Raw genomic sequence first — 12,561 nt, forward strand, 5'->3', positions numbered from 1 at the left:
GTGGCGCGGGCATCGTCGATGTCCCCAGACCGGCGGAAAGGGAAAAATCAACCCGCCGGGAACCGGTCCACGGCATTCCACTGGCCCCCGTCAGGTGATGTCCCCTCCCGGATCCGGTTCCGCCACCGCGCCGGTCCGGCAGCCGCTGCCCTGGTGTTCCGCGTCGCCGGCGCGAGCCGTGCCGGGTGGGAGAGCACCCGGTCACGGCCGGGTCACCGCCCTCCGCCGCGCCGGACGGCGCCGCCCCTCGCGCTCCCCCTCCCGCTCCCCCACCGGGGCCCGCCACGGCCCGGTCCCGCCACCCGATGGCGAGGAGCGGTGTTTAGCGCCGCTTCGCACCGGGCAGGGCAGGTGTCAAGGTGACACTCCCCCGACGACGCCAACTGGGAGCGAGATGCCCACACAGCAGCAGACCCGTGCCCTGCTCGCCGCCGGGCACGACTACGAGCGGGCCGGCCGCGCCCTACGGGTTCCGCCCGGGCTCGCCTACCTGATCGCCACCGGGGAACCAGCCGACGGCGACCACACCGAACCGCCCCCCACCGCGGTGCGGCTGGGACTCACCCGTTCGCGTAGTCAACGGTTGGTGAACGCGCTGGAGCACACGCCCGACAGCCACGACGAGGTGCGCTGGTGGACGGCCCACCGCGTCCTGTCCGACCCCGACCAGCGGCGGCACGCCTCGTAGGGCGGGGAACGGCCCACGGGCCGAAGCTGGAGACGACAGGCCCACGGCCCCACGGGGGGCCGTATCCGAGGAGGTCCCGGTGGCGACTCCCCGCTGGCTCGACTGGCCGGTGTTCCGGCAGCTCACGGGCCCCGACCGCCTGGGACGCGGCGTGGCCGCCGTGTCCCGCGAAACCGAGTCCCTACGACCCAGGGTGGCGACGGCCGACAAGGTGTCCAAGTCGATCTGCCCCTACTGCGCGGTCGGCTGCGGCCAGAACGTCTACGTCCAGGACGGACGGGTCACCCATATCGAGGGGGACCCGGACTCACCGGTCAGCCGGGGCCGGCTCTGCCCCAAGGGCTCGGCGAGCCTCCAGCTGACCACGGGGTCCTCACGGCGGCACGAAGTGCTGTACCGCAGGCCGTACGGCACCGAGTGGGAACCGCTCGACCTGGAGACGGCCATGGACATGGTGGCCGAGCGGGTGATCAGGACACGACGGGAGAACTGGCAGGAGGAGGTGGACGGGTCCCGCACCCGACGCACCCTCGGCATCGCCAGCCTCGGCGGGGCGACGCTGGACAACGAGGAGAACTACCTCATCAAGAAGCTGTTCACCGCCCTGGGCATCGTCCAGGTGGAGAACCAGGCCAGGGTGTGCCACAGCTCCACCGTCGCCGGCCTGGGCACCTCCTTCGGGCGGGGTGGCGGCACCACCTACCTGCAGGACCTCCAGCACTCCGACTGCATCATCATCGAGGGGTCGAACTTCGCCGAGGCCCACCCGGTGGGGTTCCAGTGGGTCATGGAGGCCAAGGCCCGGGGCGCCACCGTCATCCACGTCGACCCCCGGTTCAGCCGGACCAGCGCGCTGGCCGACCTCTACGTCCCGATCCGCGCCGGCACGGACATCGCCTTCCTCGGTGGCATCATCAACCACGTCCTGAGCACCGGGAAGTACTTCCACGACTACGTGGTCAACTACACGAACGCGGCGATGCTGGTCCACGAGGACTTCCAGGACACCGAGGACCTCGACGGCCTCTTCGGCGGGTTCGACCGCGAGGACGGCACCTACGACGTCGACTCCTGGCAGTACGAGGGAGTGCGCGTCGCCTCGGCGGCGGGCAAGCGCGGCGTCGACGAGCCACGGCACCCCGGGCGGGACATGCAGTCCTCCGGTCACCCCGAGTCGCACGGCTTCGGCGGTCCCGCCCTGCACGGGGAGCCGCTCCGCGACGAGACCCTCGAACACCCGCGCTGCGTCTTCCAGGTCCTGCGTCGGCACTACGCCCGCTACACCCCGGAGATGGTGGAACAGGTGTGCGGGATCCCCCGGGAGAAGTTCCTGCGGGTCTGCGAGGAGATCACCAGCAACTCGGGACGCGACCGCACCACGGCGTTCGCCTACGCCGTGGGCTGGACCCAGCACAGCGTCGGCGCCCAGTACATCCGCGCGGCCTCGATCCTCCAGCTGCTGCTGGGCAACATCGGTCGCCCCGGCGGGGGCATCCTGGCGCTGCGGGGACACGCCAGCATCCAGGGTTCCAGCGACATCCCGACCCTCTTCGACCTGCTGCCCGGCTACATCCCGATGCCGCACGCCCACCTGCACGAGGACCTGGACCACTTCATCTCCTCCGACGCCGCCGACAAGGGCTACTGGGCGAACATGCGGGCCTACGTGGTCAGCCTGCTCAAGGCCTGGTGGGGGCCGGCGGCCACCGAGGAGAACGACTACTGCTTCGACTACCTGCCCCGGTTGACCGGCGGGCACAGCACCTACGACACGGTGATGGCCCAGCGGGACGGCATCTGCCGTGGCTACTTCCTGCTCGGCGAGAACCCGGCGGTGGGCTCGGCGAACTCCCGCATGCAGCGGCTGGGCATGGCCAACCTGGACTGGTTGGTGGTGCGGGACTTCTCCCTCATCGAGAGCGCGACGTGGTGGCAGGACGGGCCCGAGATCGAGACCGGCGAGCTGCGCAGCACCGAGATCGGCACCGAGGTGTTCTTCTTCCCCGCGGCGGCGCACATCGAGAAGTCCGGCAGTTTCACCAACACCAACCGGCTGTTGCAGTGGAAGCACCAGGCGAAGGAACCCGACGGCGAGGCCCGCAGCGACATGTGGTTCATCTACCACCTCGGGCGGCGCATCCGGGAACGGCTCGCCGGCTCCACCGAGCCGATGGACCGCCCCATCCTGGACCTGACCTGGGACTACCCACTGGAAGGCACGCTGGGTGACCCCAACGCCGAGGCGGTCCTGGCCGAGATCAACGGCTGGGACGCCGAGGGGCGGCCGCTGTCGGGCTACGACGACATCAGGGACGACGGCTCCACCTCGTGCGGCTGCTGGATCTACTGCGGGGTCTACCAGGACGGGGTCAACCAGGCCGCGCGCCGGCGACCGCACCGCGAGCAGAACTGGACGGGCTCGGAGTGGGGGTGGGCGTGGCCGCAGAACCGCCGCACCCTGTACAGCAGGGCGTCGGCGGACCCGGAGGGCCGGCCGTGGAGCGAACGCAAGGCCCTGGTGTGGTGGGACGAGGAGGCGGGCCGCTGGACCGGCCACGACAGCATCGACTTCATCGCCGACCGTCCCCCCTCCTACCGGCCGGCCCCCGAGGCGCGCGGTGTGGAGGCGATCTCCGGGGTCGACCCGTTCATCATGCAGGCCGACGGCAAGGGCTGGCTGTACACGCCGGCGGGCCTGGTGGACGGGCCGCTGCCCACCCACTACGAACCCCAGGAGTCCCCGTTCCCGAACCTGCTGTACCCGCAGCAGCGCAACCCGGTGCGGCTCGCCAACTCCCGGGAGGACAACCGCTACCAGCCCAGCGGGGACGAGCCGGGCGCCGAGGTGTACCCGTACGTGGTCACCACCTACCGGCTCACCGAGCACTTCACCGCGGGCGGCATGACGCGCTGGCAGCCCTACCTGGCCGAACTCCAACCCGAGTTCTTCTGCGAGGTCTCACCGGAGTTGGCCGAGGAACGCGGGCTGGAACACCACGGGTGGGCCACCATCGTGACGGCCCGCAACGCCATCGAGGCCAGGGTGGTGGTCACCGACCGGATGACGCCCCTGTTCGTGCAGGGCCGGACCGTCCACCAGATCGGGATGCCCTACCACTGGGGTCCCAACGGCTACACCACCGGCGACTCCGCCAACGAGCTGTCCTCCATCACCCTCGACCCCAACGTCCACATCCAGGAGGTCAAGGCCTGGACGGCGGACATCCGCCCCGGGCGACGTCCCCGCGGCGCCGCGCTGCGCCGCTACGTGGAGGACTACCGGCGGCGAGCGGGCGTCACCGAAACCACCGGAACGGAGGCCTGAGCGCCGTGCCGACCAACCAGTTCTCCGGACCGGACCCGCACGTCGCGGCCTCCGCCGGCCACCGCGACGCTCCCCCGCGCTACGGGTTCTTCACCGACACCTCGGTGTGCATCGGGTGCAAGGCCTGCGAGGTGGCCTGCAAGGAGTGGAACGCGATCCCGGAGGACGGCCTGGAGCTGACGGGCATGTCCTTCGACAACACCGGCCGGCTGGGAGCGGACAGCTGGCGGCACGTCGCGTTCGTCGAACAGCGCAAACCCCTGGTGGGGCCCCCGCCCGACGAGTCGCACCGGGGTGTGGACGCGCTGGCCGCCGCCGCCCAGGGCGTCACCGTCCCCGAACAGGGCGGGTGGCCGGCGCCGCTGGTCCCCGAACAGCCCGGCCGGGGAGGCGACGGCGGATCGGCGGGCGACACCGACCTGCGATGGTTGATGGCGTCCGACGTGTGCAAGCACTGCACCCACGCCGCGTGCCTCGACGTCTGCCCGACCGGTTCGCTGTTCCGCACCGAGTTCGGCACCGTCGTCGTGCAGGAGGACATCTGCAACGGCTGCGGCTACTGCGTGCCGGCCTGCCCCTACGGGGTCATCGACCAGCGACCGGACGACGGCCGCGCCTGGAAGTGCACCCTGTGCTATGACCGGGTCGGCGTGGGCATGGAGCCCGCCTGCGCCAAGGCCTGCCCGACTGACTCCATCCAGTTCGGGGAACTGGACGAGCTGCGCGAGCGGGCGGCCGCCCGGGTGGAACAACTGCACGGGGACGGCGTCGGTTCGGCCCGGCTGTACGGGCACGACCCGGAGGACGGCGTCGGCGGGGACGGTGCGTTCTTCCTGCTGCTGGACGAACCCGAGGTGTACGGGCTGCCCCCCGACCCGGTGGTGACGACCAGGGACCTGCCCCGGATGTGGGCGCACGTGGGCGTGGCCGCCGCGACCATGCTCGGTGGACTGGCCGCGATGTTCGTCGGGAGGCGGTCATGAGCACGTCGGACGTCACCAGGGACGGCATCAGGGGGGCGCACCCCGGGCGGGAGGCCCGCGTCGGGGGCACCGGGGAACAGCGGTGGCGGCCCCGGGGGCAGCGGACCGCGGCTCCCGAGTACAGCCCGGACTCCTACTACGGGCTGCCCGTGCTGAACCCGCCCCGCTGGGCGGCCACCGACATCGCCGGGTACTTCTTCCTCGGCGGCCTGGCAGGGGGGTCGTCGGTCCTCGCCGCCGGCGGGCACTGGACGAACCGGCCCGGTCTGGCCAGGCCGGCCAAGCTCGTGGCGCTCGGCGCGGTGTCCGGGTCGGTCGTGGCCCTGGTGCACGACCTGGGGCGCCCCGCCCGCTTCCTGAACATGCTCCGCGTCTTCAAGATCACCTCGCCGATGAGCGTCGGCTCCTGGCTGCTGGCCGCCTACGGTCCGGCGGCCGGAGCGGCCGCGATCACGGACCTCACCGGCTGGTTCCCCAGGATCGGGGCGACCGCGACGGCGACGGCGGCCGTGCTGGGACCGCTGGTGGCCGCCTACACGGCCGCGCTGGCCGCCGACACCGCCGTCCCCGCCTGGCATGAGGGCCACCGCGAACTCCCGTTCGTCTTCGTCTCCTCGGCCGCGCTGGCCGCCTCGGGTGCGTCGATGATCGCCGCGCCGACCGCCCAGACCGGGCCGGCCCGCCGCGCGGCGGTCCTCGCGGCGGCGGGCGAGCTCGCCGCCACCGCGCGCATGGAACGGCGGATGGGCATGGTCGCCGAGCCCTACCGCACCGGGTGGGGCGGCCGGTTGATGAAGGCGGCGAAGGCGTTGACCGTGGCCGGTGCGGTCGGCGGCGCGCTCCTCGGCCGCCGGAGCCGGGTGGCGGCGGGCGTGTGCGGCGCCGCGCTGCTCGTCGGATCGGCCTGCACCCGGTTCGGCGTGTTCCACGCCGGGATGGAGTCGGCGCGCGATCCGAAGTACACGGTCGAACCGCAGCGAGCGCGGGTGCGGGAACGCGCGGCGCGGGCCGCGGAGGAGAACGTCGCCTGATCCGACATGCCACCTCGCCCTCGCGGTGCGGGGAGGCGGCAGTCGGCGGTGGAGTCGTGCCGGTGTCCATCGTGGTCCACTGGTGTGCCGCCCCGGCCCCGGGCAGCGGTGGGTTGGTCCTCGGTACCCGCCCCTCAGGACGGCGGGAGGGACGGGCCGAACGGGCCGAACGGGGCCGAACGGGCCTCGGCACCGGACCCGCGCACCAGGAACGCCGTCCCCGTCGCCCCCGTCGCCCTCGGCCGAGCACGGCGGGACTCACCCACGACGGGGAGCGGTACGCGAGGAGGGGGCGCCGGGTCTCCCCCGACGCCCCCGCACCCCGCCGTCCGGGACTCGGACGACGTCACCTCCACCGGCTCACAGGTCAGGTCGGTGCACCAGCTGGACGGCGTTGAGCACCGGCGGCTCGTAACCCCGCCGGGCGAGGAAACGCAGGTCCACCGACCCGCCCTCCTCCACGGTGACCGTGGTGGTGTGCTCGTCGGCACGCAGTCCCCCGACCGCTTCGGCGATGTCGTGGCCGACGAGCACGTACCGCCCGTTGAGCTGGACGTCGAAACGTCGCCAGTCGAGGCGGGGGGACCGGTCGAGTTCGGCGAAACCGAGCGTCAGTTCGTAGGTCCCGGCCGGCAGCGCGTCGAAGCGGTAGCCCTCCAGCCCCACGAGTTGACTCCGGTAGACCGCGTCCTCCCGGGTGTCCCGGATGTCGACCGACTCGTCGACCTCGGCGGTCGTGACGTCGTCACCGAGATACCCGAAGGAGCCCGTCTGGTACGCCTGGTCGGCGACCCACTCGATGCCGGTCGAGTCGGTGTGCGCGGCACCGGCGGGGTTCACCGCCTGCCAGTGCGCGGACACGACGAGCCGCACCGGCACCCGCAGCACCGCCTGCCGGCCACCGTTGGTCCGGAAGGCCACCACCCCCTCGTGGACACCAGGGGCGAGCCCGCCGGTGTCGACCTCCAACCCGAGGGTGACCGCCCGGCCGGGCCGCAGCTGTCCACTGGTGAGCTCGTGGGACAGCCAGGGCACCCCGATGGCCCTGGAGGCGGGGCCCGCCTCGGGGTCGGGCGTGAGTTCCCAGGTCAGCAGCTCGGTGCCGACGTTGGTCACGGTGATCTCGGCCTCCCGGGTGGTGTCCCCGGGCAGCAGCCACTCCAGCCGGTCGACGCTGGTGGCGCCCCGGCTGGTGCGCAGCGTCGCGTCGTGGCTGACCCGTTCCCCGGACTCGCCCACGTAGGCGGTGCCGGTGGTCGCGACGTAGTTCTCCTTGCTGACCGCCACCGTGTAGTAGCCGAGGGGCAGCTGCCTGCGGTACGTGCCGTCGTCCCCGGTGCGTGTGGTCGACACGACCTCACCGCGCTGGAGGAACTCGACCAGCGCCCCGGCCACCGGCCCGCCGTCGTTGCCGTCGACGACGGCACCGGTCACGAACCCGCTGTCGGGCAGGCTGAAGGTGATCGAGCTGCCTGACCGCAGGCTGGCCGCGTTGTGGGAGAACTGGAGGGCGACGGTCCCCGAGGCGTTCTCGATGCCGACCGTCGCGGAGGCGCCCCGCTCGATGGCGTCGTCCTCGCCCAGGTCGCGGTAGTCGAAGACGATGTCACCGCCCTCGTGGAGCGTCACCCCGAAGTCCACCCGCCGGGAGCCGCTGCCGAAGAACGTGAGTTCGCGCCACTCCACGAGGAAGGTCCTGTTCGGGGCCTCCCCGGCCGTCCGGGTGTAGATGCCGGAGTTCGCGTCGGCGTTCAGGTCGTCCCAGAACGGGTAGACGGCGGCGTTCGGCGCCGAGGCGCTGGGCAGCGCCCCGTTCAGGAACGCCGTCGCCGGGCCCTCGAAGGCGAGGAAGCCGTTGGTGGAGACGGCCGCGCTGCCGTAGGTCTCGCCGTAGAAGTCGAAGTCGAAGGGCAGGTCGACGGTCTCCGAACGGTCGTCGCCGGTCAGCGCCAACCTGGTCTCGCCCTCGGTGTAGTCGCCCTGGCCGACCCGGCAGGAGTGCCCGTACTCGTCGGTGACGTCGGGCAGCCGGAAGTTCAGCACCCTGGTGAAACCGGAGACGACGGTCTCGCGGGTCACCGGTTCGACGCAGGCGGAGCCGGCCGCGGTGAGGGCGTAGCTGCCCTCGGGCACCGCGTCGAAGGCGTAACCGCCCTCGTCGTCGGTGGTGACGGCGGGCAGGACGTGGTCGTCGAACACGACCGTCGCACCGGGCAGCGGTGCGCCCCTGGCGTCGGTCACCTCACCCACCAGCGACCGCGTCGGCACGGGGTCGAGTTCGAACTCCAGGGACGTGGTCTCGTCGAGCGAGACCGTGGCGGTGGTGGTGGACTCGCCGTAGCCGAAGGCCGACACGGTGACCTCGTACTCCCCGACCGACACCGTCGCGGAGAACCGGCCCTCCGCGTCGGCGGAGGTGGCGCGCTCCAGCGGGCCGGCCAGCGAGACGCGGGCCCCGGCCACCGGGTCCCCGGTGGCGGAGTTGGTGACGCTGCCGGCGAGGACCCCGGTGTCGCCGCGGGGCGCCGCGCCGACCGCCGCGAGCACGTCGAGCTTGCCGTGGCCCCAGACGTTGTTGTTCTCCGGAGTCCCACCGCAGCTGGTGTCGTCCACCGCGATGGCGCTGCCGTTGAGCAGGTCCCGGGTGGACTCGACGTCCCCGACGAGGCTGGGCGCCGAGGACCACAGCAGCGCGACGGCACCGGCGACGTGCGGCGCGGCCATCGAGGTGCCGCTCTTGAGCCCGTAGGAGCTGTTGGGGGTGGCCGACCGGACGCTCACGCCGGGGGCGGAGATGTGCGGTCGGATCTCACCGTCGAACCCGGGTCCCCGGCTGGAGAAGCTGGCGATCGACCCGGTGGACCCGTAGGCGCCGACGCCGTAGGAGTACCGGGAGTCGGCTGGCGACCCGGCCGTGTCGCAGCTGGGCCCGGAGTTGCCGTTGGAGAACAGCCCGAAGATTCCGGAGGCGTTCCAGGCGGCGACCACGTCGTCGTACCAGGGGTCGATGATCGGCCCGTTGGAGGCGCCCCAGGAGTTGTTCACCACGTGGGGGCGCAGGTCGGCACGCGGGTTCTCACCGGCCAGGTCGGTGGGGGCGAGCATCCACTGCCCGGAGGCCAACAGCGAGGCGTCGGTGCACCCGTTGGCCTCGCAGCCCTTCGCCGCGATCCACTGGGCACCGGGCGCGACGCCGATCTGGTTGTCCCCACCGTCGTCACCGGTCATAGTGCCGGTGACGTGGGTGCCGTGGCTGTTGTTGTCGCAGGGGGCGGGGGAAGGGCTGCCGCAGACCGAGGCCGGGTCGAACCAGTTGTGGTCGTGGTCGAAGCCGGATCCCAGATTGCCCCGGTAGCTGTCCACGAGGGCGGGGTGGTCGTACTGGGCCCCGGTGTCGATGCTGCCGACGGTGATGCCCTCACCCCGGACGCCGTAGTCGCTCCACACGGCGTCGGCGTTGATCTCGGCGACCCCCCACTCCAGGGCGTCCACCGAGACCCGGGCTGGCCGTTCCTCCACCGGTTCCGGCGCGTCGAGGGTGACGGGCAGGGTGACCCGTGAGACACCGGAGGACCGGTCGAGCCCGGTCAGCAACTCCCGGGTGGCGTCGCGGACCAGGACGCGGTTGGAGATCCAGAAGGAGCTGAACTCGGCATCGGCCTCGGTCAGATGCCCGATCACCTGCTTCTGGGTTCGGGCCGCGTGGTCGCGCAGGGTCGACACGACCGCCTCGCCCCGTTCCACCCAGCCGGTGGTCTCGGCGGCGGCGCTGAGGTCGGCCCGGTCCTCCAGGACGAGCCAGACGTCGGAGCTGCCCTTGGCATCCAGGGCACGGGTGACGGCGGAATCGACGGAGAGGACGTCGCCGGCGGCGTCATCCTGGGCCGAGGCGGCCGGGGGCACGACGAGCGCTGCCGTGATCGCGGTCAACGCCGTGACGGCGGTACCGGCTCGGCCTCGGGACGTTCTGACGGAGTTGCGTTCCCGGCTGGCGGGACTACGTCTGTGGGACACCAACCCTCCTCGAACAGGACGGCGCCCGGCTTCGGGAATTCGGAGCCGGGCCTGTGGTCCCTTCGAGCTAACCGACGAATCCGACGACGCCACAAGAAGCCATTCAGCCCAACGGAGCGAATTCGTCGCCGCCGACGAGAACGAATTGTTTCCGCCACATAAACTGTTTAAGTTCGTTGACCTGCCCGGCGCGTACGCCCATGTGAGGGCGACCGCCAGGAACGCCGGATCGGAACGGCGAAATCCAGGCCGAAATGGACGACCGATAGTGAACTCAACGACATTCTTTCACCCGAACGACGGCTGTTCACCTCGTTACCGACGGAGCGGCCAACGCGAACGGTCACCAGGGAGCAGCGGATCCCGAATCCCCGGGTCGGTGATTCACCAACCTCGACGACAACGGACCGGCGGCCGCCACCGGGGCCGGGAAGCCCTCGTTCCGACGAGCGGAACTGGAGCGGCGGCACCCTCGACCGGGGTGCGCCGTACCGCCGGCCCCCGCCCTCACCGGTCGTCCCGCCGCCCGGCGCCCCGGTCCGGCGCGGCGACGGCCCTCGGGTAGCTGACGCCGGTGAGACGTTCCGAGGCCGCCCACAGCCGCGCCGCCAGCTCGCGGTCCGCGAGACGACCGGTGAGGGGTGTCGCGGAGGGCGGTCGCCGGCCCGCTCCGGGGCCCGTCATGACGTCGGGTTCGGGCTCCGGCCCCACCGCCGCGTGGAGCAGGGGCCGCGCACCCTCCTCCACGCTCCTGCCGAACAGCTGGGCGGGCGTGGCGAACGCCAGTCGCGCCACCACCGAGGTCACCCGGCCGTGGATGGGAGTGCGGGTCATCCCCGGATGGGCCAGCACGCTGCGCACCGGGGAGCCGCCGTCACGCAGCAACCGGTCGAGTTCGGCGCCGAAGAGGACGTTGGCCAGTTTGGAGCGCGCGTAGGCGCGGGCTGGGGAGAGGTGGGTGTCCAGCCGGTCCGGGTCGAGCCGGCCGTACCGGGCGAAGTCGGAGGCCACCGTGAGCACCCTCGATCCGCTCCCCCGCTCCAGCACCGGCATCAGCAGCCCGGTGAGCACGAAGTGGCCGAGGTGGTTCACCCCCAGCGCCCCCTCGAAACCCTCGACCGTGGGCGGCGCACCGGCGAAGCCGACTCCCGCGTTGTTGACGAGCAGGTCCACCCCGTGGTGGTCGGCGGCCAGAGCGGCGGCGAAGGAACGCACCGAGGCGAGGTCACCGAGGTCGAGCTGCCTCACCTCGGTGTCACCCACCAGTTCCGCGCTCGCCGCTCGCCCCCGGGCGAGGTCCCGGACGGCGAGGACCACGTGGGCTCCGCGCTCGGCGAGCACCCGGGCCATGACATGGCCAAGTCCGCTGGTGGCTCCGGTCACGACGGCGGTGCGACCACGCAGGTTCGGGATGTCCCGGGGGCTCCGGCGCGGGGACGAGGGAAGCATGGGTTCTCCTCGGGTAGAGGGACGTCACGTTCCCACGCTACCGCACAAACGGATAGGTCCATCTATTCGGATGACCCCATCAGCTCTCGGGTCGTAGTCCCGCGACCAGGATGCCCAGGTACAGCCCGGCGCGGTCGTCGACCTCGGTGCCCGCGCGAACCGCCTCCTGCGTACCGATCAGCAGACGGCGCACGTCGTCGGGAGTGATCTCCGGCCGCACCACGCCAGCCCGGATCGCCCGCTCCAACAGCGCCGCCAGCGCCGCCAACAGCTCCCGCACCCGCTCCCCGGTCTCCACGCAGGCGAACGCGGGACGGGTCAACACCAACCGGAGCCCCTCGTCGGCCAACTGCCCGCGCAGCACGCCCTCGAGGAACGCCACCAGCGCCGCCGCCGGGTCGGCCATGGACACCGCCGCCCGCGCCGACTCCACCAGCGCGTCCAGCGACCCCGCCACCAGCGACTCCAGCAGCGCCCCGCTGGTGGGGAAGTGCCGGTAGACGGTCCCCACCCCAACCCCGGCCCGCCGGGCGACGACGTTGAGCGGAAGACCGCCATCCCCCTCCCGGACCAGCTCGCGCGCGGCATCCAGGATCCGGTAGCGGTTGCGGGCCGCGTCCGCCCGCAACGGCCCGGGATGCACCGAGAAGGACTGCTCGCTCATGGCGCCGACGGTAGTCCGCGCCCGCCGGGGTTCGACCAACACCGAGCCCCCACCCGACCGGAGGGCACCCGGGGCTGGTGGGAGCCAGGACCTGGAGGCCGCGGCGGCCGGCCCAGGGACCGCTGCCCCGGACCGGCACCTCCTGTCGGCACCGGGGCGCCAGCCCCGCGCGGGAAGGACCGGACGGAGAGATCCCGGTACACCGCGACCGCCTCCGTGGACAGCATCGAAGGACGGGACCGGGCGTGGAGCGTCGACCTGCTCGGCGAGGACGGCGTCCACGGGATGCCTCGGATGCGCGAACGGATCCGGGAGGAGCCCGCGTTCCGCCAGTTCGGCGGGACCGCACCGGTGACTGGCACCCGCGGACGCGCCGCATCGTCGCGGGGCACAGCCACCCGTCGCCG

7 protein-coding genes are annotated in these 12,561 nt (G+C 72.3%); 4 read left to right on the forward strand and 3 right to left on the reverse strand.

Going from position 1 to position 12,561, the window contains the following annotated elements; genetic code table 11:
- Positions 1 to 394: 394 nt before the first annotated feature.
- The 4 genes from ACOJVX_RS18885 to nrfD all read left to right on the forward strand — a co-directional run bounded on the left by ACOJVX_RS18885 (position 395) and on the right by nrfD (position 6,027).
- Positions 395 to 688, forward strand: coding sequence for a hypothetical protein (locus ACOJVX_RS18885; RefSeq protein WP_026419868.1), 294 nt, complete (start codon positions 395 to 397; stop codon positions 686 to 688).
- A 79-nt stretch (positions 689 to 767) separates the two neighbouring features.
- Positions 768 to 4,013 carry a formate dehydrogenase gene (gene fdh, locus ACOJVX_RS18890; protein WP_422646965.1) on the forward strand — a complete coding sequence of 1,082 codons (3,246 nt, stop codon included), beginning with the start codon at positions 768 to 770 and terminating at the stop codon, positions 4,011 to 4,013.
- A 5-nt stretch (positions 4,014 to 4,018) separates the two neighbouring features.
- Positions 4,019 to 4,996 (forward strand): 4Fe-4S dicluster domain-containing protein, encoded by a 978-nt coding sequence (locus tag ACOJVX_RS18895; RefSeq protein ID WP_081715603.1) that lies wholly within the window; start codon positions 4,019 to 4,021, stop codon positions 4,994 to 4,996.
- The gene (gene nrfD / locus ACOJVX_RS18900) at positions 4,993 to 6,027 is read left to right on the forward strand and encodes an NrfD/PsrC family molybdoenzyme membrane anchor subunit (RefSeq protein ID WP_026419865.1); all 1,035 of its coding nucleotides are present in this window, start codon (positions 4,993 to 4,995) and stop codon (positions 6,025 to 6,027) included. Before ACOJVX_RS18895 ends, nrfD begins: the two co-directional genes overlap by 4 nt.
- 360 nt (positions 6,028 to 6,387) lie before the next feature.
- Here the strand turns inward: nrfD and ACOJVX_RS18905 are convergent, their stop codons facing one another.
- The 3 genes from ACOJVX_RS18905 to ACOJVX_RS18915 all read right to left on the reverse strand — a co-directional run bounded on the left by ACOJVX_RS18905 (position 6,388) and on the right by ACOJVX_RS18915 (position 12,154).
- Entirely contained in the window at positions 6,388 to 10,041 is a 3,654-nt protein-coding gene (locus ACOJVX_RS18905) for a S8 family serine peptidase (protein ID WP_422646966.1), read from the reverse strand.
- A 507-nt stretch (positions 10,042 to 10,548) separates the two neighbouring features.
- Positions 10,549 to 11,490, reverse strand: coding sequence for an SDR family NAD(P)-dependent oxidoreductase (locus tag ACOJVX_RS18910; protein WP_035292713.1), 942 nt, complete (start codon positions 11,488 to 11,490; stop codon positions 10,549 to 10,551).
- A gap of 79 nt (positions 11,491 to 11,569) precedes the next feature.
- A complete protein-coding gene (locus ACOJVX_RS18915) occupies positions 11,570 to 12,154 on the reverse strand; it encodes a TetR/AcrR family transcriptional regulator (RefSeq protein ID WP_418153690.1) in 585 nt (194 codons plus the stop codon).
- Positions 12,155 to 12,561 lie beyond the last annotated feature (407 nt).

Source organism: Actinoalloteichus caeruleus (assembly GCF_049311605.1).
In the GTDB taxonomy this organism is placed as follows: domain Bacteria; phylum Actinomycetota; class Actinomycetes; order Mycobacteriales; family Pseudonocardiaceae; genus Actinoalloteichus_B; species Actinoalloteichus_B caeruleus.